This is a genomic window from Ferrimonas sp. YIN67 (genome assembly GCF_057219095.1).
Genome location: NZ_JBXVVJ010000002.1, coordinates 57,770 through 80,079 on the forward strand (window position 1 = coordinate 57,770; position 22,310 = coordinate 80,079).

Below are 22,310 nucleotides of genomic sequence, written 5' to 3' on the forward strand. Positions count from 1 at the left end.
CTGGGCGGAATAAAATGTGAAGCGAGTCAGGACAGATGAATCAAGCTGTGGCAACCTTGGCGCCGCCTGTAGAGCGCCGGTTTAAGTTAGATGGCATCACGTTGGCGGCACAGCAGTGGGGAAACGCGGAGGATCCAGTGATCCTTGCCCTCCATGGCTGGCTGGATAACAGCGAAAGCTTTCGGCCTTTGGCCTCAAGACTGGTTCCCATGGGCTATCAGTTACTGGCGTTGGACTGGCCTGGACACGGTTTTTCCGGACACCGGGGGGCAGCGAGCGATTATCACTTCCTGGATTACCTCCATGAACTGGATCAGTGGATCGAACAGCTCACTTGTGAGCCGGTGGTTCTGCTGGGCCACTCCATGGGTGGGATCCTGGCTTCCCTGTATGCGGGCGTTTATCCAGAGAAGGTGCGTGCGCTGCTCAACGTTGAAGCCATGGGGCCCTTGACCAGTGAGCCGAGTGACACGGTAGCGCGCCTGCGGGAGGGATTCGCCAGCCGCAGGCGGGCGACGTCGGCCAAACCGGTACGGCTGGAAGCCGCCCTGCGGGCCCGCAGTCAACTCAATGGCGTGAGCTCGGCGCTGATGGAACCTATGTTACTCCGCAACCTGTCTCGAACCGACACAGGTTGGGCCTGGCGCTCGGATCCTCGCTTGAAACGTCAAAGCCCTTGGCGAATGAGCGAGGCCCAGGGCCAAAGCATTATGGAAAACATCCAGGCGCCGACACTCGTGCTTTTGGCCCACGAGGGATTTTCTACACTCAAGGTGGCGTGGCAGAGGCGCCGTCACTGGGTTGCTAATGTGACCCAGGTCGAGATCCCTGGCGGCCACCATGCCCATATGACCGAGCCCGAAATAGTGGCATCGGTGATAGACGATTTTTTGCGTCGCGACTGAGTCGAGACGTGTTGTTGCGGGGACAATGTGTCCCCGCCCGATATTTTTGCAGTACCCCATATGCAGTACTGTTCCAACCAAGGAGAACAGCGTGGATAAGCCCTGGCTAAACAGCTACGCCGAAAACGTACCGAGTGAGATCAATCCGGACCAGTATGAGAACCTGCTGGAGCTGTTTGAACAAAGCTGTCGAGACTATGCCGATCAGGTTGCCTTCATCAATATGGGGGCAGTGTTGACCTTCCGCAGTGTGGAGGAGCAGAGCCGTGCTTTTGCCGCCTATCTGCAAAATGAACTCAAGCTGCAGCCCGGTGAGCGGGTCGCCCTGATGATGCCCAACCTGTTGCAATATCCCATTGCCCTGTTCGGCATTCTGCGTGCGGGTCTGATCGCGGTAAACGTCAATCCGCTCTATACCCCACGGGAACTCAAACATCAGCTTAAGGACTCGGGTGCCAGTGCCATTATCGCGGTCACCAACTTTGGCTCGAGCCTCCAGCAGGTGGTCCACGAGACCCCGGTGAAACACGTGATCCTGACCAAGATCGGTGATCAACTCTCCGGCCCGAAGCGCACCATCGTCAACTTCGTCGTGAAGTACGTCAAGAAGATGGTGCCCAAGTTCCACCTGCCTGGTGCCGTCTCCATGCGCCGTGTGCTGGCCAAGGGTAAGCATCTGCAGTACGTGAAACCTCAACTGAAGGCCGAGGATACCGCCTTCCTGCAGTACACAGGTGGCACGACCGGGGTGGCCAAGGGCGCCATGCTGACCCATCGCTCCCTGATCGCCAACATGTTGCAAAGTGAAGCCGTTTACGGCCCGGCACTGCAGCCAGGCAAAGAGATGATCGTCACCCCACTGCCGCTCTACCACGTGTTTGCCAACACCGTGAACCTGCTGCTGTTCCTCAAGCTGGGTGGCCAGAATTTGCTGATCACCAACCCGCGGGATCTGGACAACTTCATCGGCGAGCTGAAGAAGTATCCGTTTACCGCCCTGACCGGGGTCAATACCCTGTTCAACGCCATGATCAACCACCCAGAGTTTGCCACCCTGGACTTCAGCAAGTTCCGCCTCACTGTGGGTGGCGGCATGGCTGTGCAGCGTGCCGTGGCGGAGAAGTGGAAAGCGATCACAGGTATCCCTCTGGTGGAGGGCTATGGCCTGACCGAAGCCTCACCGGTAGTGGCCGGCGGTCGTCACGATCAGGAGGAGTACACCGGGGCCATTGGTCTGCCGCTGCCTTCCACCGACATGCGGGTGGTCAGTGAAGAGGGCGCCGTGCTGCCTCAGGGCGAGATCGGTGAGTTGCAGGTGCGTGGCCCTCAGGTCATGAAAGGCTATTGGCAGCGTCCGGAGGAGACTGCCAAGACCATGGATGGTGACTGGCTGCTGACCGGTGACATTGGTTACATGGATCAGCAGGGTCAGTTCTTCATTGTTGACCGTAAGAAAGATATGATCTTGGTGTCCGGCTTCAATGTTTTCCCCAACGAGGTGGAAGATGTGGTGGCCTTGAACGACAAGGTACTGGAAGTGGCCGCCGTGGGGGTTCCCCACGAGGTGTCCGGTGAGTTGGTGAAGATCTTTGTGGTGAAGAAAGATCCGAGCCTGACCGACAAGGAGATCATTACCCACTGTCGCCAGCACCTGACGGGTTATAAGGTGCCGAAATTGGTTGAGTTCCGAGATGAACTGCCCAAGACGCCTGTGGGGAAGATCTTGCGTCGTGAACTGCGTGATGAAGTGAAGGAGAACGCTTGATGGAGATGCCTCAGTGGCAATGGATCGATAATGATGACGCCCTGGCTGCACTGTGTGAACAGTGTCGTCAGGCCGAGTATGTCGCCCTGGACACCGAGTTTGTTCGTACCCGGACCTACAACGCCCAGCTGGGTCTCATCCAACTGTACGACGGGTCTAACCTGGCGCTGATCGATCCCTTAGCCATTGAGGATCTGGGTCCTTTGTGGCGGCTGATCCTGGATGAGTCCGTGGTCAAGGTGTTGCACTCGGCCAGTGAAGATCTGGAGATCTTTGCCCATCGGGGTGGCGTGATCCCCAAGCCCTTGTTCGACTCCCAGGTTGCCGGCGTCTTGCTCAACCTGGGGGGCGCCATGGGGTATGGAAAGCTCATCCAGCATTACCTGAACATCGAGCTGGACAAGGGGGAATCCCGGACCGATTGGCTGAAGCGGCCATTGAGCACCAAACAGCTGGAGTACGCGGCTGCCGATGTCTACTACCTGCACCAGATCTACCCCACCATGCGTGCGGCGATCGAGCAGGCTGATCGGTTGGAGTGGCTCTGGCAGGAGGGCGAACGGGCCTGTCGCGGCCGGCTGAAACCGGATGATCCGGCCAAGGCCTACCTTAAGGTAAAAAATGCGTGGCAGCTCAAGCCAATGCAACTTGCGGTACTCAAAGAACTGGCAGCCTGGCGACTCGGGGTGGCCCAGCAGCGCGACTTGGCACTGAACTTTGTGATCAAGGATCCCCTGTTGCTCAACCTGGCTCGCCGGGCACCACGCTCCATGGCGTACCTGTCCAAGCTCGAAGGGATGGATGAACGCACCTTGGCTCGCCATGGTCGATCCATCCTTCGATGCATCGCCCGGGCCGACGTGGATAACCCACCGGAGGCGATCGATCCCCTGGGGCTGGATCCGGATTTTCGCGATGCCCTGGCCTTGGCCCGTACCACCTTGCTGAAGGTTGCCGAGGAACATCAAGTTGCCCCTGAGTTTTTGGCATCGAAGAAGCTGGTGACTCAGTACCTGACCTGGTTGTGGAAAGGGAAATTTGGTGATCTCCCGGAGATCCTTCAGGGCTGGCGTGGCCAGTTGTGCGCCAATGCCTTGCCTGAGCAGGAGCTGGTGCCCCGTCAGTAGATCCCGTAGGACTCTAAAAGCCCGGCCCTGTGCCGGGCTTTTTGTATGCAGGCCACCTCTCTGGTGGCCTGCCCGCCTACTGCGGGGTTCCGGGTTGTGCAACCTTTGAGCTGAAAAAGGTACTTTTCTGAGCCACAAGTTCATGACATAGTAAACGGATGGTATTCAAACGATCGTTTGATACCAATACGGACCCGTTTAGAGATCCTTCTCCCGCAGTGGGAGGGACGCGCAAGGAGGCAAAATGGAGAAGCTGTGGCTGGCCAGTTACCCGAAGGATGTACCCCCCGAGATTGACGCTGATCATTATGAGTCGCTGGTGGAGTTGCTGGAGTTGAGCGTGGAGCGGTTTCCGGACCGGCCGGCTTTCTCCAACATGGGGGAGAGCCTGACCTATCGAACTCTGGAACAATTGAGCCGAGATTTTGCAGCCTACCTGCAGTCGGATCTCAGTTTACAGCCGGGAGACCGCATCGCGTTAATGATGCCCAACTTACTGCAATACCCGGTCGCGCTGTTTGGGGCACTGCGGGCCGGATTGGTGGTGGTCAACGTTAACCCTCTCTATACCGCCAGGGAACTGGAGCATCAGCTCAAGGACTCTGGTGCCAAGGCGATCGTCATCGTTTCCAATTTTGCCCATACCCTGGAGCAGGTGGTGGATCACACGTCGGTCCGTCATGTGATCCTGACCAGCCTGGGGGATCAACTTGCTTTGCCCAAGCGTACCCTGGTCAATTTTGTGGTTAAGCACATTAAGAAGATGGTGCCGAAATACCATTTGCCCCATGCTAGGCCGTTTCGCAGTGCCCTGGCCAAGGGGCGGCACCTGCAGTATATGCGGCCCCTAATTGAATCGGAGGATCTGGCTTTCCTCCAGTACACCGGCGGCACCACTGGGGTGGCCAAGGGGGCCATGCTGACCCACCGCAATCTGGTCGCAAACCTTGAGCAGTTGAGTGCCTACATCGGTCCCCTGCTGCGGGAGGGTCAGGAGACGGTGATCACCGCCTTGCCCCTCTATCATATCTTTGCCCTCACGGCGAACTGTCTGCTGTTTATGAAGCTGGGTGCCAACAATGTGTTGATCACCAATCCCCGAGATCTCCCCACCTTTATTAAAACCTTAAAAAACCAGCGATTTACCGCCATTACCGGGGTCAATACCCTGTTTAATGCCCTGCTCAATTGCCCGGGTTTTGATCAGTTGGACTTCTCCTCGCTCAAGATCTCCCTTGGCGGCGGCATGGCGGTTCAGCGCCCGGTTGCCGAACGTTGGCAGAGCCTGACCGGTACCCGTCTGCTGGAGGGGTATGGTCTGACCGAATGCTCACCGGTGGCATCGGTGGCCCCCTACACCAGTCAGGGCTATGACGGCACCATAGGCCTGCCCCTGCCGTCCACAGAGATCCGCCTGGTGGATCCCTTTGGCGATGTGGTGCCACTGGGGGAGCGGGGTGAGCTGCAGATCCGGGGACCCCAGGTGATGTTGGGCTATTGGCAGCGGCCTGATGCCACCGATGAGGTGCTTAAAGAGGGCTGGCTGGCGACCGGAGACATAGGTGTTGAGGATGCACAGGGCTACTTTACCCTGGTCGATCGGCTCAAGGATATGATCTTGGTGTCCGGATTCAATGTGTTCCCCAATGAAATTGAAGAGGTGGTGATGCGTCACGAGGGGGTGGCCGAGGTGGCGGCCATCGGGGTACCGGATGAGAAGTCCGGTGAGGCGGTTAAGATCTTCGTGGTGCCCAAGTCAGAGTGCCTGGACAAGGAGGGGTTGCTGGCCCACTGCCGGGAGCAGCTGACGAACTACAAGGTGCCGCGCTTTGTTGAGTTTCGCGAGGAGCTGCCCAAGACCAATGTCGGCAAGATCCTGCGTCGTGCGCTGCGTGATGAGGGCCGGGCGGCATAGGCTGTGACTGGGAGGCCGGTGTGCGGGCTTCCCGCCTCGGTGCGTTGCCTTGGCTGTGCGCCTGTGTCGGGCCATGCAGGCGCGTACTGGCCAATCTACCCAAAAGCTGAGCTCGGTGGCGTAGGAGCGCACAACAGCCAAGGGATAGATCACTGAGGAGCGGTGGGCTTGGCAACTCGCGGCGGGGAAGATGGCGCAGGGTGACAGTCCCCCCCTGCGTCAGATTTAGCTGTTGGGCAGCGTCACATTCACCTCTAGAACGGCCAGTTGGTCGTCCTTGTGATCCCACTGGATCTGGATCTGATCCCGATCGATGGCGACATATTTGCCGATCACGACCAACAGATCTTGCTCCAACTGGGGCAGGTAACTGGGGCCGCTACGGTGGTTGCGCTCGTGGGCCACGATGATCTGAAGACGCTCTTTGGCGGTCCGGGCACTGGCACCCTTTTCGTCCTTCTTAAAGTAATCCAGCAATGCCATGGTTAACCTCCGAACAGTTTTTTCAGCCAGCCTTTCTTCTCTTCGGTGACGAAGCGCAGCGGGCGTTTTTCCCCCAGCAGGCGGGCGACCGTGTCTTCGTAGGCCTGGCCGGCGGGACTTTCTCCATCCAGGATCACAGGTGTACCTTGGTTTGATGCCTTGAGGACGGCACCACACTCAGGGATCAAGCCCAATAGAGGAATGGCCAGGATGTCTTCGACATCATCGAGGCTGAGCATGTCGCCGGCGTCGACTCGACTGGGTAGGTAGCGGCACAACAACAAGTGTTCTTTAACCGGTTCAAGACCCTGCTCGGCACGCAGGGAGCGGCTTTGCAACATCCCCAGGATCCGATCTGAATCACGCACCGAGGATACTTCCGGGTTGGTGGTGACGATGGCTTCGTCGGCGAAGTAGAGGGCCATCATGGCACCATGCTCGATCCCCGCTGGACTGTCACAGATGATGAATTCGAACTTTTGCTTGAGTTCGTCCAGTACGGTCTGGACTCCCTCCATGGTCAGGGCATCCTTGTCCCGGGTCTGAGAGGCGGGAAGGATATAGAGCCGATCACAACGCTTATCTTTGATCAGGGTCTGGTTGAGGTTGGCTTCGCCATTGATCACATTGACAAAGTCATAGACCACTCGGCGTTCGCACCCCATGACCAGATCGAGGTTACGCAGGCCGATGTCGAAGTCGATCACCACGGTTTTGTGACCCCTTTGAGCCAATCCCATGGCGATGGACGCGGATGTGGTAGTTTTTCCGACCCCACCTTTACCTGAGGTCACGACGATAATTCTGGACATAATGTCAGTGAGTTTCCTTGTTAAATTTGGGCAAGGCACTGTGCTTGAGTGTGTCTTCATGGAGATGGACCATGGTTGCCTGGCCCCAAAACTGGGGGTCTTGCTGTTCGGCAAGGTGGTAACGTCCGGCGATGGCAAGCAATTCAGCCTGAAGATCGTGGCAGAAAATGCGGGCATTGGGATTGCCGGTGACACCGGCAAATGCGCGGCCCCGCATCGGCCCATAGACATGGATGCTGCCATCGGCCACCAACTCAGCCCCGTTACTGACGGCACCCAACACCATAAGATCGCCTCCCTGGGCGTAGATCTGTTGTCCCGAACGGACCGGGCGTTCGATCACTTTGATCCCGGGTTGGCAGTTTGGCGCCTGATTGTTTGGGCGGATGCGGGGTAGGGCCAGTGATTTGGCCTGTTGCTCATAGCCGGGTTGGGTATCGAGCATGGCCATGGGGGCCAGCTCGTTGGCCCGCACCGCGTCAAGTATCTGCTCCAATGTCAGGGAGTTGGGACATAGCGCATGCAGATCGAGCAGGACAGGCATGTCGCAAAACAACTTTGGGGCCCGCTGAACATGTTCTTTCAGCTGGGCATCCAGTTGGTCGATATGAGTGCCGGCTAAGCGAAGAACCGATAGGGTGAAACTGCCACCTTTGAACTCGATAGAAGGGATCTGCATGGGGGCCTCAAACCACTGGGCCGGGTGTTGCCGTGGGGGCTGCACCGGATTTATTTCGTGAGTCAGCATGTTATAGTCGAGGCTCGATAGCCGCAACCGATAAATCGGGACAACTAACTAGAAAACCATGATTTGTGCAGTATATAAAAGTCGTCGAAAAGCCGACACTTACCTGTTTATTAATCGGCGGGATGACTTTTCCGAGGTGCCTGAGGCATTGATGGACCTGTTTGGTCCGCCGGAATTTGTGATGCTCCTACCTTTAGTTAAACTCAAGCAACTGGGCCAGTCGGATCTGGCCAGTGTGCGCCGTGAGTTGGAAGACAAAGGGTTCTTCCTGCAGCTTCCGCCACCGAGGGAAGATCTGTTGAAACAACACCGTGCTGAGCTTGGGCTCGATAACAGTTCACGTGATTGATTAGGAGTCTTGAATGCTGAAACGGATCTGTCTTGCACTCGCCCTGGTTTCTGGCGCTCCGGTTATGGGCGCAGAGCAGTCCGAGTTTTTAAACTACGTCGATGGCCTGAAAGCCGAGGCGAAAGTGGCTGGGATCTCTCAACAAACGATTGATGAAGCGTTTGAGGGGATTAAGCTGTACAAACGCGCCATCGCCGCTGATCGCAATCAGCCTGAGCAGAAGAAGACCCTCGATACCTATCTGCCCCAGGCGGTCCCCGAGTGGAAGGTCAAGCAGGCACGACGCCTCTATGCAGAGCATAGGACGTTGCTCAATGAGGTGGGCGAGGCTTATGGGGTTCAGCCCCGTTTCATTGTTGCCCTATGGGGCATTGAAACCAATTTTGGCGGCTATACCGGTAACTTTAGCGTGGTCGGCGCCACCGCATCCATGGCGTTTGAAGGACGACGCGAAGCCTTCTTCAAAGAGCAACTGATGGCAGCACTGAAGATCATCGATGATGGCCACATTAGTGCCGATCGGATGAAAGGCTCCTGGGCCGGTGCCATGGGCCAGACCCAGTTTATGCCCACCTCCTTCCTGCGCTATGCGGTCGATCACGACGGCGATGGGCGCAAGGATATCTGGCATACCTTACCGGATGTGTTTGCCTCGGCAGCCAACTACCTGAAACAGGAGGGGTGGCAGGGGGATCAGACCTGGGCCCGTCAGGTCAGCTTAAACGCTCCTGTCGCGGAGGAGCATCGGGGACGGGAAGTGAAGAAAACCTTGGCCCAGTGGCAGGAACTGGGCGTCCGTCGGTTCGATGGCAGCGATCTGCCCAAGCGGTCGGATTTAACAGCCTCCCTGGTGTTTCCTGATGACGAGTCGGGTCGTATCTACCTGACCTACGACAACTATGACACCCTGATGCGCTGGAATCGAAGCAACTACTTTGCGGTAGCGGTTGGGTATTTGGCCGACCGGATCAAGTTCGACGCCCAGTAGAACCCGACTTCATGTATACTACGCGCCCTCGAATTTGAGGGCGTGTTTTTTCTGGAGGAGTCGCGATGACAGAGCAGACGCCGTTTTGGCATAAATCCCTGAGTGAGATGAACGACGCTGAGTGGGAAGCCCTGTGCGATGGTTGTGGTAAATGTTGTCTGAACAAGCTGATCGATGACGATACGGAAGAGGTGCATTTCACCAATGTGGCCTGCCAACTGCTTAACCACAAATCTTGCCAATGCAGTAAGTATCCGACTCGATTTAAATACGTACCGGACTGCTATAAGGTCTCGTTGGAAAACCTGGACGAGCTGTACTGGTTTCCCCCCAGCTGTGCCTACCGTCGCTTGCACGAAGGACGTGATCTGCCCAGTTGGCACCCGTTGTTAACCGGGAGCGCCTCGGCCATGCACGCTGCCGGCATGTCAGTTCGCAACAAGGTACTGGATGAGCGGGACGTGGGCACAGAGAGCCATATCCTGGTGGGCTGTATCGTCACCTGGCCAGCAGACGAGATAGACTGACGGGGGACGTTGGGATAACAACAGGAGGCGGGTATGTCACCCTGTTGTGCCTGTCGCTTGCCAAGAAAAGGATGGCAGAGGGATTGGCTGAACCTTTGCGTCCTACCCCAGTTTTCAGGCACAGGACACTGGCCGTGATATGTATTGCCCTACCCATCGAGCCAGAGTGCGTCAAAATCACCCGACAGCGTGAGCACCTCTTGGAGCTCAAACAGCGGAATGCCCTAGGTCAGGTGACACGCGTGTTTCCCGTTAGCCCTGGCGCTTAATGCCTTCCTTTGAGCCTGGCGAAGGCGAATAGCATCCAAAGCAACAGGTAGATGGCAAACACCACCACCATCCACTGGGCCATGGTGACTCCCAGCCATTGCCAAGCCTCATCACTGCATTGTCCTCTGGGTTGAAACAGCTCGGGCCACCACTGGTGGAGGGGCATCCAGGCAGGGAAGTTGGGAATGTAGTCACAGGTGGGGCCAAACAGCCCGGCATTGTGGTTGCCTGCCTGTTTCTTGACCAACTCTAACGACAACCATAGACCCCAAGTTGCACTGCCTAACCAGGTGAGGTATCCCAGAGTGGCGATAAGGGGTGTGCGTGGCGCTAACAGGCCAATCAGGGCACTGAATGCCAGGGCGATAACGGCAACACGAATATAGATGCAGTAGAGGCAGGGCTCCAGTTGCATCTGGTGTTGAAAGAAAAGGGCCGTGCCAAACAGGCCGATGCAGGAGAGCAGCAGGAGTAGCCAACTGGTGCGTTGCTGGCTGAAAAGAGAAAGAGTGGCAAGCATGTTGTTATCTCTTGAGAGTAAAACGGCGCCTTAAGGCGCCGTGTCAGGTTCAGTGTCCGCCCGGTGCGGCGCCTTGGATGGCATGGCCTGGGTTGATCCAGTGCATTTGATACATGGCTTCAGTTGCTTCGCTGAGGAAGCCCACTTCGATCATCAGCAGACCCACCAGGGCCAGCACTATGGTATAGGGCAGGGCCATGATCACCATCTTGCCGTAGGAGAGACGGATCAGGGGCGACAGGGCCGAGGTCAGCAGGAACAGGAAGGCGGCCTGACCATTGGGAGTCGCAACCGAAGGCAGGTTGGTGCCAGTGTTGATCGCTACGGCGAGTTGTTCAAACTGGGCTTGCGTGATCTCTCCGGCCAGCAGGGCAGACTTCACCTCATTGATGTAAACGGTACCGACAAACACATTGTCAGAAACCATGGAGAGCAAGCCATTGGCGAGATAGAACATCACCAGTTGGTTGTTGCCTTCGAAGGTGAGTACCCAGCTGACAACCGGGTGAAACAGTTGTTGATCGATGATCACGCCGACGATGGCAAAAAACACGGCTAACAGGGCGGTAAAGGGCAGGGCTTCTTCAAATGCCTTGCCCAGAGAGTGTTCATCAATCACGCCATTGAAGGCGGTGCAGAGGATGATCACCGACAAACCAATCAGGCCAACGGCGGCGAGGTGAAGTGCCAGACCGGCGATCAGCCAGATCCCGACCAGGGCTTGAACAATGAGCTGCATGTTTTCCCGGTTGGTACGTTTTTCATCCTCGTGGCGTGCATAATCCACCAGGATCTGTCGCACAGCCTCCGGCAAGGCTGCACCGTAACCGAATACGGCAAACCGTTCCACCAGGTAGCAGGTCAGCAAGCCGGCGAACAGTACTGGCAGCGTGATCGGGGCCATTCTTAGGAAAAATTCACCAAAGTCCCAACCCGCCTGTGCAGCGATGATCAGGTTTTGTGGTTCCCCCACCATGGTGCAGACTCCCCCTAAGGCTGTGCCCACCCCGGCATGCATCATCAGGTTACGCAGGAAGGCGCGGAACTGCTCCAGATCATCTTTACCCACCCGAAGTTCACTATCTTGATTGTGATCGTGGTGCTGACCAAACTCTTTACCCGAAGCGACTTTGTGGTAGATGGCATAGAAGCCAACGGCCACACTGATCACTACGGCAATCACGGTCAGGGCATCCAGGAAGGCAGAGAGAAACGCGGCCGCGGCACAAAAGGAGAGGGAGAGGAGACGTTTCGACTGCAGTTTAGTCACCAGCTTGGTGAAGCCAAACAACAGCAGTTGCTTCATAAAGTAGATACCCGCCACCATGAACACCAGCAGCAGGATAACTTCCAGGTTAGCTTCCAGCTCATGGAGTACCTGGTTCGGGGAGGTCATGCCGATGGCCACGGCTTCAATGGCGAGCAAGCCCCCGGGTTGAAGTGGGTAACACTTGAGCGCCATGGCCAGAGTGAAAATGAATTCTACCACCAGGACCCAACCGGCAATGAAGGGATCTGCGTAGAACAGAACAGGATTAATCAATAAAAAGATTAAAATGGCCGCCTTGTACCACTTTGGGGCATTACCCAGAAAGTTGTGAATAAAAGCTTGCCGTAGCGTCAGCGCCATAGCGTCCTCGAATTGTTAGTTTTAATGCGCCCAGATTGCGGGAGCGTTAATGATCGTCGGGGATTTTAACGATTTGCCGGGCCAACGCAAAGAGAACATTACAAAGGCCGCGTGTCTGCTTATGAAGTAAGCAAAGAAAGTGAATGAACTCGTCTCGTTGTTGTGATGTTACCGGGATAATCGCCGCACATTTGCGACACTTTCCATTTCACGCCTGTCTGGTATGATCAGCAGACAACTAAAAGTGCGATAACAAGATTAACAGGCTGCCGTACAATGATTATTAAAGCCCAAAGCCCTGCGGGTTTTGCCGAAGAATATATCGTCAAATCAATCTGGAACAATAAGTTCCCACCAGGCTCCATTTTGCCAGCCGAGCGTGAGCTGTCGGAGCTGATTGGAGTGACCCGAACGACTCTGCGCGAAGTGCTGCAACGGCTGGCTCGAGATGGCTGGTTGACCATTCAACATGGTAAGCCAACCCGGGTGAATAACTTCTGGGAGACCTCTGGCCTCAATATCCTTGAGACCATTGCCCGCCTGGATCAAGACGGCGTACCAGAGTTGATGGATCAGCTGCTGGCGGCTCGAACCAATATCAGCGGGATCTACACGCGCTCCGCCGTGCGGAATAACCCGGCGAAGGTGCGTGAGTTGTTGGCGGAAGCCACCTCCTTACCGGAAGATGGCACAGCCTTCGCTGATTACGATTACCGGCTCAACCACTCCTTGGCATTTGCCTCGGGTAATCCTATCTACTCTCTGATCCTCAATGGGTTCCGGGGTCTTTACTCACGAGTGGGACGTTACTACTTCAGTAATAAAGAGGGGCGTGATGTGGCCCGGGCCTACTACCGGGACCTGGATCTGCTGGCCCAGAAAGGCGACGTGGAAGCCGTATTGCCGCTGGTGCGTCACTATGGCATGGAGTCGGGACGGATCTGGCAGATGATCCGTGCCGACATGCCTAAGGACATTGCCGAATCCAAGATGTGATCGTGCGATCAATCTGAGTTAGGGCAGCGTGAGAGTAACTCTGCGCTGCCATTTTCCTTCTCCTCTTCCAATCGAACATCAAAACCCCAGAGTCGGTGTAAATGCTTGACCACCTCATGGTGGCTGTCTGCCAGCGGCGTACGGTCCTGAGGGGTGTAACGCAGTGTCAGGCTCCGATCGCCTCGAACCTTTACGTTCCAAATCTGAATGTTGGGCTCAAGATTGCTCAGGTTATATTGCTTGGCCAAGGACGCCCTGACTTCACGGTAACCGTTTTCGTCGTGGATGGCCCCGATCTCCAGATAGTTTTTACGGTCATCGTCGTGGATCTGAAACAGTCGGAATTGACGCATCAGGCGAGGTGACAGGTACTGGGCAATAAAGCTCTCATCCTTGAAGTTCTCCATGGCGAAATGCACCGCATCGAGCCAGTTGGTGTCGACCAGATCGGGGAACCACTCTCTGTCTTCATCATCTGGATCTTCGCAGATCTTGCGGATGTCCTGAAACATGGCAAAGCCCAAAGCATAGGGATTGATCCCATTGTAGTAGGGACTGTTATAGGGAGGTTGTGCGACCACGTTGGTGTGGCTTTGCAAAAACTCCAACATGAAACGGTCGGTCACCAGCCCGTCATCGTAGAGGTGGTTCAAGATGGTGTAGTGCCAGAAGGTTGCCCAGCCTTCGTTCATCACCTGAGTCTGCTTTTGCGGGTAGAAGTATTGGGAGATCTTACGAACGATGCGGACCAGTTCGCGTTGCCAGGGCTCCAGCAGGGGGGCATTTTTCTCAATAAAATAGAGCAGATTCTCCTGAGGCTCGGCAGGAAAGCGCTCCTCCTCAATGTTTTTCTCTGACTCGGCTTGGCGGGGCAGGGTGCGCCACAGATCGTTTACTTGACTCTGGAGGTATTCCTCCCGCTCTTTTTGCCTTTGCTTCTCCTCCCGTAACGAGATCTCGCTGGGCCGCTTGTAGCGATCGACCCCCAGATTCATCAAAGCATGGCAGGAGTCGACGATATCCTCGACCGCATCGATACCGTGCTGCTGTTCACACTCGGCGATGTATTTTTTGGCAAAGACCAGGTAGTCGATGATGGAGTCCGCATCTGTCCAGGTACGAAACAGATAGTTACCCTTAAAAAAGCTGTTATGGCCATAACTGGCATGGGCCATCACCAGGGCCTGCATGGTGATGGTGTTTTCCTCCATCAGGTAGGCAATACAGGGATTGGAATTAATGACGATCTCATAAGCTAACCCCATCTGACCCCGTTTATAATGGCGTTCGGTTTCGATGAATTTCTTGCCAAAGGACCAGTGGGCATAGCCTATGGGCATGCCCACGCTGGCGTAGGCATCCATCATCTGCTCGGCGGTGATCACCTCGATCTGGTTGGGATAGGTATCGAGTCGATAGTGCTGGGCAATACGGGCGATCTCGTTCTTGTATTGCTCCAGCAGTGGAAAGGTCCAATCCGGACCGTCAGGTAGTGGTGTGCGATCGTTCATCCGAGCCTCCCCCAAAAATTTCAAGCAGCCTGCTGTTTTTTGAACAGTTCGCGGAATACGGGATAGATGTCTTCCACGGAGCGTATGTGTTGCAGGGCAAAGTGTGGATTGCTTTCAGACAGGGCTTCGTACTCCCGCCAGAGAGTCTGATGGGCCCGATTCGTGATCTCGATATAGGTGTAGTAGCGGCACACAGGCAGGATCTTCTTATCCAGCAGTTCTCGACACTGAGGCGAATCGTCGGCCCAGTTATCACCGTCCGAGGCTTGGGCGGCATAGATGTTCCATTCGTCGGCCGGATAACGTTCGGCCTGGATCTCGTTCATGAGTTTCAGGGCACTGGAGACGATGGTTCCCCCGGTTTCCTGACTGTAGAAAAACTCATGCTCATCGACCTCTTTGGCCTGAGTATGGTGACGAATGAACACCACATCCAACGCCTTATAGGTTCGGGTGAGGAAAAGATAGAGAAGGATGTAGAAGCGCTTGGCCATGTCCTTGGTGGCCTGATCCATGGAGCCGGATACGTCCATCAGACAGAACATAACCGCCTTGGAGGTTGGGACCGGTCGTTGGACGAAGGCGTTGTAGCGCAGATCGAAGGTATCGATAAAGGGTACGGCATCGATCTTGCGTTTTAGCTCCTTCATCTCCTCCTTGATGCGGCCAATCGTATCGGCGCAGGAGCCTGGGGTGTCCTCCAGTGCGGTCAGCTCCTGCTCCAATGTCTTGAGTCGACGTCGTTTGCTGCCACTCATCGCGGTTCGTCGTGCCAGTGACTGGCGCAGGGAACGGACAATATGGATATTGGCGGGGACGCCATCCGTGGTGACCCCGGCGCGGAAGGTTTTAAACTCCACCAATTTGTCCAGGCTGTTGCGCTGAAGGTTCGGTAGGGCGAGATCATCGAACAGCAGGTCGAGATACTCATCTTTGGAGATATCAAACACGAAGTCGTCCTGCCCTTCACCCGAGTCCGATGCGTCCCCTTTGCCTGCCCCGCCACCGCCCCCGGAGGGCGGTCGCTCAATCCGATCTCCCCGGGTAAACTGGTCATTACCCGGGTGGACACGTTCTCGATCTCCACCACTTCCATGATGGAAGACTGGCTCCGAGATGTTTTTGGCCGGAATGCTGATCTTCTCTCCGCTGCTGACATCGGTGACGCTGCGTTTGGTCACCGAGTCAGAAACGGCCTTCTTGATCTGCTGCTTATAACGCCGCAAAAAGCGCTGGCGGTTCACCGTGCTTTTGCCTTTGGCGTTCAGTCGTCGGTCAATAAAATGCGCCATACCCGCTCCTTCTACTGTCGTTAACTGGACTTGCGGACACGCAGGTACCATTCGGAAAGAAGCCGAACCTGCTTGCGGGTATATCCTTTTTCCATCATGCGATCGACGAAGTCGTCGTGCTTTTGCTGCTCATCCTGAGAGGTCTTGGTATTGAAGGAGATCACCGGCAGCAGATCTTCGGTGTTGGAGAACATCTTCTTCTCGATCACCGAGCGTAACTTTTCGTAACTGGTCCAGTTGGGGTTCTTGCCACCGTGATTGGCCCGAGCCCTGAGTACGAAGTTAACGATCTCATTACGGAAGTCCTTGGGATTGCTGATCCCTGCAGGTTTCTCAATTTTTTCCAGTTCAGCATTGAGGGCGGCCCGGTCAAACAGCTGTCCGGTTTCCGGATCCCGGTACTCTTGATCCTGGATCCAGAAATCGGCATAGGTGACATAGCGGTCAAAGATGTTTTGGCCGTACTCAGAGTAAGACTCCAGATAGGCGGTCTGTATCTCTTTGCCGATAAATTCCACGTATTTCGGGATAAGGTATCCCTTCAAGTGTTCCAGGTACTTTTCGGCCAACTCGCCGGGGAACTGCTCCCGCTCAATCTGCTTCTCCAGAACATAGAAGAGATGAACCGGGTTGGCGGCAACCTCGGCATGGTCGAAGTTGAAGACACGAGAGAGGATCTTAAAGGCAAAGCGCGTGGACAGACCGTTCATGCCTTCGTCGACACCGGCGAAATCGCGATATTCCTGATGGGACTTTGCCTTAGGATCTGTGTCTTTGAGGGTTTCGCCATTGTAGACCCGCATCTTGGAGTAGATGGAGGAGTTCTCAGGGTCTTTAAGCCGGGAGAGGACACTGAATTGACTGAGGATCCCCAGTGTGCCCGGGGCACATTGGGCCGAACTGAGTTCCGAGTTGGTTAACAGCTTTTCGTAGATCTTCTGCTCTTCGGAGATCCGCAGGCAGTAGGGCACCTTGACAATGTAGACCCGATCCAGGAAGGCTTCATTGTTCTTATTATTGCGGAAACTCTGCCATTCGGACTCGTTGGAGTGGGCCAGGATGATCCCGGAGAAGGGCAGGGCGGAGAGGCCTTCGGTACCGTTATAGTTACCTTCCTGAGTAGCGGTCAACAGGGGGTGCAGTACTTTGATGGGGGCCTTGAACATCTCCACGAACTCCATGATCCCCTGGTTGGCTTTACAGAGGGCGCCGGAGTAGGAGTAGGCGTCGGCATCGTCCTGGGCAAAATGCTCCAGTTGGCGAATGTCGACCTTGCCCACCAGCGAGGAGATATCCTGATTGTTCTCGTCACCGGGTTCAGTCTTCGCCACGGCGATCTGGTCCAGCACCGAAGGGTAGACTTTGGCGACTCTGAACTTACTGATATCGCCACCAAACTCATGAAGGCGTTTGGCAGCCCAGGGGGACATTACATTGCGCAGATAACGTTTGGGCACGCCATATTCGGATTTGAGGATCTCGCCATCCTCCTCCAGATCGAACAGGCATAAGGGGTGGTCATTCACCGGACTGCGCATGCCATTGGCGGTCAATACGTAGACAGGAACTTTGCAGATTAGCTTTTTGAGCTTTTCGGCGAGGGAGGACTTACCCCCCCCGACGGGTCCCAGCAGGTACAGGATCTGTTTGGATTCTTCCAGACCCTGAGCGGCGTGTTTGAGATAGGAGACGATCTGCTCGATGGCGTCTTCCATTCCGTAGAACTCGGAGAAGGCTGGGTAACGCGGCACAACCCGGTTACTGAAGATGCGCGACAGACGCGGATCCAATGCCGTATCCACCATGTCGGGCTCACCGATTGCCATCAGCAGGCGTTCGGCTCCGGTTGCGTAGGCGCTACGATCATCCTTACACAGTGCCAGGAAGTCCTGAAGGCTGTAATCCTCGTCTCGGGTCTGCTCATAACGGTGTTGGTAATGCTCAAAGATGCTCATTGGCCACCCCCAAATCTGTGTGTGTGAAAGAAGGTGACCCCCGGAACCACCCTCTTCCATAGCTTAGACGCTAATTCCCTAACCGATTAAAATAAAACAAGAACAAATAAATCGACTGCGTTTCTTTGATGGGCTAGCGGAATCGCTATCTGGATCTTATTGGCATTAGACCCATTATTCCGAGAGACGGTTGCATCCAGCGCTTTCGAGGCCATCAAAGTGCGGTCCGTCACAGACTACTATCGCGCAAATAATGACCATTATGCCAGCGCAGCGTGGATCTAAATGTGTCGGGAAAGTGTTAAGGGGAGGGGATTGAACTGAGCCTGTTGCGCGGATCTGCGACAAAAAAGGGACCCGGCAGGGTCCCTTAAGGTTCTCACGGGAGTGAAATTCAGTTAGCAAAATTGTTGTTAACGAAGTCCCAGTTGACCAGATTCCAGAACGCTTCCAGATAGTTTGGACGGGCGTTGCGGTAATCGATGTAGTAGGCGTGCTCCCAGACATCGACGGTCAGCAGCGGAGTCACGTCGTCGGTCAGAGGGGTGGCGGCGTTACTGGTGTTAACGATGGCAACGGAGCCATCGGCTTTTTTCACCAGCCAGGTCCAGCCGCTGCCAAAGTTATTGATGGCAGAGTTGGTAAATTCGGTCTTGAAGGCTTCGAAAGAACCGAATGCGGCGTCAATCGCCTCGCTGATGGCCCCTTGCGCGCTGCCGCCGGCATTTGGAGCCAGGCAGTGCCAGTAGAAGGTGTGGTTCCATACCTGAGCGGCGTTGTTGAACACGCCGCCATCTGAAGACTTAACGATCTCTTCCAGGGTTTTGCCTTCCAGCTCGGTCCCTGCGATCAGGCCATTGAGTTTGACCACATAGGTATTGTGGTGTTTGCCATAGTGAAACTCCAGAGTTTCGGCAGAGATATGGGGTTCCAGGGCGTCCTTGGCGTAGGGCAGGGCGGGTAATTCAAAAGCCATGTGTATCTCCTAATCAGGCTGATTGTTCTTGTATCTATGTGCTGGCGGTCAGTCTACCTTACCAAAACGTGACGCGCATCAACTTCAATGACTTCAAGCGTTTGAATGGCGATTTTTTTACCCACACAAAATTTGGTGTTTTGTGACACGGTACGAATAGCGTAAAATGTCACGATTGAACCCAGTGAGAACCGTGAAATATGGAAACCATCGACAAGATCAAAAGCCAGATCGAAGAGAACCCAATTATTTTGTATATGAAGGGCTCTCCAAAGCTGCCAAGCTGTGGCTTTTCTTCTCAAGCCGCCCAGGCCGTGATGCAATGTGGTGAGAAGTTTGCCTACGTAGACATTTTGCAAAATCCGGACATTCGAGCCGAATTGCCTGCCTTTGCCAACTGGCCGACCTTCCCTCAGTTGTGGGTCGATGGCGAGTTGATTGGTGGCTGCGACATCATGATGGAAATGTTCCAGAAAGGTGAATTGCAGCAGCTGATCAAAGAAACGGCCGCCAAGTATGCCCAGGGTGATCAGGTTTAAGCAGTAATAGCCTCAGCAAAAAGCGGAGCCCTCTGGCTCCGCTTTTTTGATGGCTCGTGTTGCTTGTTAACCTTTCAGGCGAAGGGCTTGAAGGTGCAGCATTTCGGTGGCCAGGGTCGCTCCGGCGAGAGCGGTGATATCGGCATGATCGTAGGCGGGTGCTACTTCGACCAGATCCATCCCGACGATGTTCAGGCCGACCAGGCCCCTCAGGATCTTCATCGCCTTGTCTGAGGTCAGACCCCCACATACCGGCGTGCCGGTGCCCGGAGCGTAGGCAGGATCTAAACAGTCAATATCGAACGTTAAGTAGATGGGAAGATCGCCGACTCGAGCCTTGATGTTCGCGATGATCTCATTAGCACTGAGCTCATTGGCTTTATCGGCTTCGATCACCTGATAACCATGGCCTTCCCGCACATACTCGGTGCGGATCCCGATCTGGATCGAATGATTGGGATCCACCAGACCCTCTTTGGGTGCGTGATAGAACATGGTGCCGTGATCGAACTGGCCACCGGCACTGTAGGTGTCTGTATGGGCGTCGAAATGGATCAAAGCCAGCTTACCAAAGTGGCGGGCGTGGGCTCGAAGCAGGGGCAGGGTAATGAAATGATCACCACCAAACGTCAGCAGGACTTTACCCTGGGCCAGCAGGCTGTCGGCGTGGGCGGTGAGGCCATCCATCATCTGCTGGGGATTGCCACAATCGAACACCAGATCGCCACAATCCACCATCTTGAGTTTGTCACGCAGATCAAAGTCCCATGGCCAGCGGGCACCTTCCCAGGCCAGGTTAACCGAAGCCTTGCGCAGGGCTTCCGGTCCCTGGCGGGCACCGGCGCGTCCCGTGGTGGCCAGATCGAAGGGTACCCCGGTGATCACCAGATCCGCGTCACTGTCCTGGGGACGGAAATTCAGCGGCTGGCGCAAAAATCCAAAGGCGTTGGCGTAAAGTGAGTAATCGGGTTTATCCGCTAGGGTAGCCATAAAGTTCCAATAATAGTGTCGCGTCGAGAGACAGGAAGTGTTGGGTAGGATGCATATTGTCGCCCGCCCGCACGAAATTGTCATCCAGAGGGGGCGTCGGTTGAACGACCCGCGTACCGTTTGCGGAGCTTTTAAGCAATTGGACAGATCTGCAGCCAGTGCATAAGGTCAAAGGGTTTTCCGTTTTGCCAGCCGAGGTCCCATGCGCCGTGCCCTTGTTGCTTTCCTGTTGCTTACCGGTTGTGCCAGTACGCCCTCTCCGCAGACCGTTTCCCCGTTGCAGCCTGCGCCCGCCGCCATTCGACTGGCCGACGCCTTGAACCACTCGGATCTCGCCTACCTGCAGGGGGTGTTTTCTCCGCCCCACCCTTTAGCGGCCATTGACCCCCAGTATAAGGACGACCCTGGCTGGCGCACGCTCAACGAGGAGTGGTTGGCAGAGCTGTTGCTCCACGCTCAGGATGGACAATGGCAGCTACGGGAGCCAAGCCCAGTGCTGGGACCAGGCGTGCATCGCTTGCAGTTTCGATTGGTTCATTCCGATTACAGTGTCGAGTATTTCTACTTCGATATCTCCCTGAACGGAGAGGGGCTCCAGATTGAAGACATGGGAAACCGGCTGTTTCAATTGAGCCAGGTGAAGTTGATGGAGGCGTTATATCAACGTCTAATGACAAGCCAGATGGGTATGGAGTCAGGGTTCGTTGAATTTTTTTCCCTCCTTGGTCCCTATAATCGCGGCGAAAGCGATACCTCTAGTGTGCTCGATGGCTATCGAAATACCCTGCCGCTGACTCGCAGGGACGTGCTGGTGAGGGATCTGCTGCTCAGGGCTTTGATGAGTCAGGGGCTGAACTGGCTCGACGACCTGACCGATCTGGATAAGGCACAATTGCTGGCGGGCGATTATACCTTGCTGGAGACGACCTTGTGTCTCCAGACCATGGAACGCAATTGTCGGGTTGAGTTTGGTCGTATGGCACACGACCTTCAGCAGGATATTGCCCTGCAGGCGGAGATGGGGATACGGGCGTTACAACGCAACGAACTGGTCGAGGCAAGGCGCTATGCTCGGTTGGCGTTGATCAATGAGCCTAACTATTTCCCCGCGTATTGGCTACAGATGCAGTTAGGGATCCTGATTGGCGATCACAGTATCGCGATCGCCGGTCTCGATGGCATGGTGCACAGGTTTGATGTGCCAGTTAACAAAGAAATGGTGACACAACTGTACCCAGAGCAGGGCCAGGCCTTCCTGCGCTCCGCTCAGTTTCGCCAGTGGGCGGAGCAGTTTCCCGAGGAGTAAGCCGGTCCACGGGGGACCGGCGAGGCCGCTTTAGCGGATCTGAGTGATCATCTGAGTCTGGGGGAAGCGAACCTTGGATGCCTTATCCAGGGCATTGAAGTCGTTGGCACTGCGCTGGCCCACTACGGCGGCCACAACCGAAGTCAGGCCTTGCTCCTTGAGTGCCATCAATTCGTCCATCTGTTCTGGCAGGAACCCTTCGACCGGGCAGGAGTCGAGTTCGAGCAGGGCACAGGACAGCAAAAACTGACCGAAAACCAAGTATACCTGGCGCTTCATCCATTCCGCGCGTTGTTCACTCGTCATGCCATTGACGTAGTTGGTCATCATGGCGATGCGCGCTTCGTTAACTTCCCCACCGCGGGTCTTGGCCACGCTTTCTTCGATGGCCCGAACTTCCGGCTCACCAAACTCCGTTTTGGCGCAGAACAGAAACAGATGAGAGCCATCGTTGAATTTTGGCTTGTTATTGTCCCAGGCTGCGCCAGCTAACCGGGCTTTCTCCTCCTGGGCCGTGATCATATACAGGTGCCAGGGTTGGCTGTTGATGGAGGTCGGAGCCAGGCAGAGGGTGTTGAGCAGTGCTTCAATCTTATCTTCTTCAGCGATCCCTTTTGGATCAAATACCTTGGTGGCGTAACGCTGTTCAAGGGCCTGCTGTAAAGTGTGGATCATGACTGCCTCTTTTCATTGCTATTGGGTATGA

21 protein-coding genes are annotated in these 22,310 nt (G+C 55.4%); 10 read left to right on the top strand and 11 right to left on the bottom strand.

Annotation, left to right across the window (positions count from 1 at the left end; all coding sequences use genetic code 11):
• The first annotated feature begins 35 nt into the window (after positions 1-35).
• From AC2D8U_RS03955 to fadD (AC2D8U_RS03970), 4 genes are all read left to right on the top strand, one after another.
• On the top strand, positions 36-905 hold the full coding sequence (locus AC2D8U_RS03955; protein ID WP_484617748.1) for an alpha/beta fold hydrolase: 870 nt from the start codon (positions 36-38) through the stop codon (positions 903-905).
• Between the two features lie 91 nt (positions 906-996).
• Positions 997-2,670 (top strand): long-chain-fatty-acid--CoA ligase FadD, encoded by a 1,674-nt coding sequence (gene fadD / locus AC2D8U_RS03960; RefSeq protein WP_484617749.1) that lies wholly within the window; start codon positions 997-999, stop codon positions 2,668-2,670.
• Positions 2,670-3,797: a ribonuclease D gene (gene rnd, locus AC2D8U_RS03965; RefSeq protein WP_484617750.1), complete on the top strand. Its 1,128-nt coding sequence runs from the start codon at positions 2,670-2,672 to the stop codon at positions 3,795-3,797. The genes fadD (AC2D8U_RS03960) and rnd overlap by 1 nt, the downstream gene beginning before the upstream one ends.
• A 244-nt stretch (positions 3,798-4,041) precedes the next feature.
• A complete protein-coding gene (gene fadD / locus AC2D8U_RS03970; protein ID WP_484617751.1) occupies positions 4,042-5,712 on the top strand; it encodes a long-chain-fatty-acid--CoA ligase FadD in 1,671 nt (556 codons plus the stop codon).
• Positions 5,713-5,937: 225 nt separating this feature from the next.
• Here fadD (AC2D8U_RS03970) and minE read toward each other — a convergent pair whose 3' ends face one another.
• Genes minE through minC form a run of 3 tightly spaced genes read right to left on the bottom strand, consistent with a single transcriptional unit; the run spans position 5,938 to position 7,686 of the window.
• Complete coding sequence (gene minE / locus AC2D8U_RS03975) at positions 5,938-6,195, bottom strand: cell division topological specificity factor MinE (RefSeq protein WP_484617752.1); 258 nt, start codon at positions 6,193-6,195, stop codon at positions 5,938-5,940.
• Between the two features lie 2 nt (positions 6,196-6,197).
• On the bottom strand, positions 6,198-7,007 hold the full coding sequence (minD, locus tag AC2D8U_RS03980) for a septum site-determining protein MinD (protein WP_484617753.1): 810 nt from the start codon (positions 7,005-7,007) through the stop codon (positions 6,198-6,200).
• A 4-nt stretch (positions 7,008-7,011) separates the two neighbouring features.
• Complete coding sequence (gene minC, locus AC2D8U_RS03985) at positions 7,012-7,686, bottom strand: septum site-determining protein MinC (RefSeq protein WP_484617754.1); 675 nt, start codon at positions 7,684-7,686, stop codon at positions 7,012-7,014.
• A 127-nt stretch (positions 7,687-7,813) separates the two neighbouring features.
• On the opposite strand from minC, the gene AC2D8U_RS03990 reads away from it, so the two are divergent.
• The 3 genes from AC2D8U_RS03990 to AC2D8U_RS04000 all read left to right on the top strand — a co-directional run bounded on the left by AC2D8U_RS03990 (position 7,814) and on the right by AC2D8U_RS04000 (position 9,619).
• Positions 7,814-8,104: a YcgL domain-containing protein gene (locus tag AC2D8U_RS03990; protein WP_484617755.1), complete on the top strand. Its 291-nt coding sequence runs from the start codon at positions 7,814-7,816 to the stop codon at positions 8,102-8,104.
• Between the two features lie 13 nt (positions 8,105-8,117).
• The gene (locus AC2D8U_RS03995; RefSeq protein ID WP_484617756.1) at positions 8,118-9,092 is read left to right on the top strand and encodes a lytic murein transglycosylase; all 975 of its coding nucleotides are present in this window, start codon (positions 8,118-8,120) and stop codon (positions 9,090-9,092) included.
• A gap of 65 nt (positions 9,093-9,157) precedes the next feature.
• Positions 9,158-9,619 (top strand): YcgN family cysteine cluster protein, encoded by a 462-nt coding sequence (locus AC2D8U_RS04000; RefSeq protein WP_484617757.1) that lies wholly within the window; start codon positions 9,158-9,160, stop codon positions 9,617-9,619.
• Between the two features lie 265 nt (positions 9,620-9,884).
• Here AC2D8U_RS04000 and dsbB read toward each other — a convergent pair whose 3' ends face one another.
• Together dsbB and nhaB are read right to left on the bottom strand one after the other, a co-directional pair.
• A complete protein-coding gene (gene dsbB / locus AC2D8U_RS04005; RefSeq protein WP_484617758.1) occupies positions 9,885-10,409 on the bottom strand; it encodes a disulfide bond formation protein DsbB in 525 nt (174 codons plus the stop codon).
• Between the two features lie 49 nt (positions 10,410-10,458).
• Positions 10,459-12,039, bottom strand: a complete 1,581-nt coding sequence (gene nhaB, locus AC2D8U_RS04010) for a sodium/proton antiporter NhaB (RefSeq protein WP_484617759.1) — start codon at positions 12,037-12,039, stop codon at positions 10,459-10,461.
• Between the two features lie 276 nt (positions 12,040-12,315).
• On the opposite strand from nhaB, the gene fadR reads away from it, so the two are divergent.
• Complete coding sequence (fadR, locus tag AC2D8U_RS04015) at positions 12,316-13,035, top strand: fatty acid metabolism transcriptional regulator FadR (RefSeq protein WP_484617760.1); 720 nt, start codon at positions 12,316-12,318, stop codon at positions 13,033-13,035.
• An 8-nt stretch (positions 13,036-13,043) separates the two neighbouring features.
• Here the strand turns inward: fadR and AC2D8U_RS04020 are convergent, their stop codons facing one another.
• The 4 genes from AC2D8U_RS04020 to sodB form a co-directional block, all read right to left on the bottom strand.
• Positions 13,044-14,546 (bottom strand): SpoVR family protein, encoded by a 1,503-nt coding sequence (locus AC2D8U_RS04020; RefSeq protein ID WP_484617761.1) that lies wholly within the window; start codon positions 14,544-14,546, stop codon positions 13,044-13,046.
• Between the two features lie 20 nt (positions 14,547-14,566).
• The gene (locus tag AC2D8U_RS04025) at positions 14,567-15,838 is read right to left on the bottom strand and encodes a YeaH/YhbH family protein (protein WP_484617762.1); all 1,272 of its coding nucleotides are present in this window, start codon (positions 15,836-15,838) and stop codon (positions 14,567-14,569) included.
• Between the two features lie 20 nt (positions 15,839-15,858).
• A complete protein-coding gene (locus tag AC2D8U_RS04030; protein WP_484617763.1) occupies positions 15,859-17,793 on the bottom strand; it encodes a PrkA family serine protein kinase in 1,935 nt (644 codons plus the stop codon).
• 394 nt (positions 17,794-18,187) lie between these two features.
• Positions 18,188-18,769: a superoxide dismutase [Fe] gene (sodB, locus tag AC2D8U_RS04035; RefSeq protein WP_484617764.1), complete on the bottom strand. Its 582-nt coding sequence runs from the start codon at positions 18,767-18,769 to the stop codon at positions 18,188-18,190.
• Between the two features lie 200 nt (positions 18,770-18,969).
• Here sodB and AC2D8U_RS04040 point away from each other — a divergent pair, with 200 nt between their 5' ends.
• Entirely contained in the window at positions 18,970-19,308 is a 339-nt protein-coding gene (locus AC2D8U_RS04040; protein ID WP_484617765.1) for a Grx4 family monothiol glutaredoxin, read from the top strand.
• Between the two features lie 66 nt (positions 19,309-19,374).
• Here the strand turns inward: AC2D8U_RS04040 and speB are convergent, their stop codons facing one another.
• Positions 19,375-20,298 (bottom strand): agmatinase, encoded by a 924-nt coding sequence (gene speB / locus AC2D8U_RS04045; RefSeq protein WP_484617766.1) that lies wholly within the window; start codon positions 20,296-20,298, stop codon positions 19,375-19,377.
• A 202-nt stretch (positions 20,299-20,500) separates the two neighbouring features.
• Here speB and AC2D8U_RS04050 point away from each other — a divergent pair, with 202 nt between their 5' ends.
• Complete coding sequence (locus tag AC2D8U_RS04050) at positions 20,501-21,604, top strand: hypothetical protein (RefSeq protein ID WP_484617767.1); 1,104 nt, start codon at positions 20,501-20,503, stop codon at positions 21,602-21,604.
• A gap of 30 nt (positions 21,605-21,634) precedes the next feature.
• Here the strand turns inward: AC2D8U_RS04050 and AC2D8U_RS04055 are convergent, their stop codons facing one another.
• Positions 21,635-22,279, bottom strand: coding sequence for a nitroreductase family protein (locus tag AC2D8U_RS04055; RefSeq protein ID WP_484617768.1), 645 nt, complete (start codon positions 22,277-22,279; stop codon positions 21,635-21,637).
• Between the last annotated feature and the right edge of the window lie 31 nt (positions 22,280-22,310).

Bases quoted from the DNA above. Each gene is read 5' to 3' on its own strand.
- AC2D8U_RS03955 (WP_484617748.1), top strand. From the start codon at position 36: ATGAATCAAGCTGTGGCAACCTTGGCGCCGCCTGTAGAGCGCCGGTTT.
- rnd (WP_484617750.1), top strand. From the start codon at position 2,670: ATGGAGATGCCTCAGTGGCAATGGATCGATAATGATGACGCCCTGGCT.
- fadD (WP_484617751.1), top strand. From the start codon at position 4,042: ATGGAGAAGCTGTGGCTGGCCAGTTACCCGAAGGATGTACCCCCCGAG.
- minE (WP_484617752.1), bottom strand. From the start codon at position 6,195: ATGGCATTGCTGGATTACTTTAAGAAGGACGAAAAGGGTGCCAGTGCC.
- minD (WP_484617753.1), bottom strand. From the start codon at position 7,007: ATGTCCAGAATTATCGTCGTGACCTCAGGTAAAGGTGGGGTCGGAAAA.
- minC (WP_484617754.1), bottom strand. From the start codon at position 7,686: ATGCAGATCCCTTCTATCGAGTTCAAAGGTGGCAGTTTCACCCTATCG.
- AC2D8U_RS03990 (WP_484617755.1), top strand. From the start codon at position 7,814: ATGATTTGTGCAGTATATAAAAGTCGTCGAAAAGCCGACACTTACCTG.
- AC2D8U_RS03995 (WP_484617756.1), top strand. From the start codon at position 8,118: ATGCTGAAACGGATCTGTCTTGCACTCGCCCTGGTTTCTGGCGCTCCG.
- AC2D8U_RS04000 (WP_484617757.1), top strand. From the start codon at position 9,158: ATGACAGAGCAGACGCCGTTTTGGCATAAATCCCTGAGTGAGATGAAC.
- dsbB (WP_484617758.1), bottom strand. From the start codon at position 10,409: ATGCTTGCCACTCTTTCTCTTTTCAGCCAGCAACGCACCAGTTGGCTA.
- nhaB (WP_484617759.1), bottom strand. From the start codon at position 12,039: ATGGCGCTGACGCTACGGCAAGCTTTTATTCACAACTTTCTGGGTAAT.
- fadR (WP_484617760.1), top strand. From the start codon at position 12,316: ATGATTATTAAAGCCCAAAGCCCTGCGGGTTTTGCCGAAGAATATATC.
- AC2D8U_RS04020 (WP_484617761.1), bottom strand. From the start codon at position 14,546: ATGAACGATCGCACACCACTACCTGACGGTCCGGATTGGACCTTTCCA.
- AC2D8U_RS04025 (WP_484617762.1), bottom strand. From the start codon at position 15,838: ATGGCGCATTTTATTGACCGACGACTGAACGCCAAAGGCAAAAGCACG.
- AC2D8U_RS04030 (WP_484617763.1), bottom strand. From the start codon at position 17,793: ATGAGCATCTTTGAGCATTACCAACACCGTTATGAGCAGACCCGAGAC.
- sodB (WP_484617764.1), bottom strand. From the start codon at position 18,769: ATGGCTTTTGAATTACCCGCCCTGCCCTACGCCAAGGACGCCCTGGAA.
- AC2D8U_RS04040 (WP_484617765.1), top strand. From the start codon at position 18,970: ATGGAAACCATCGACAAGATCAAAAGCCAGATCGAAGAGAACCCAATT.
- speB (WP_484617766.1), bottom strand. From the start codon at position 20,298: ATGGCTACCCTAGCGGATAAACCCGATTACTCACTTTACGCCAACGCC.
- AC2D8U_RS04050 (WP_484617767.1), top strand. From the start codon at position 20,501: ATGCGCCGTGCCCTTGTTGCTTTCCTGTTGCTTACCGGTTGTGCCAGT.
- AC2D8U_RS04055 (WP_484617768.1), bottom strand. From the start codon at position 22,279: ATGATCCACACTTTACAGCAGGCCCTTGAACAGCGTTACGCCACCAAG.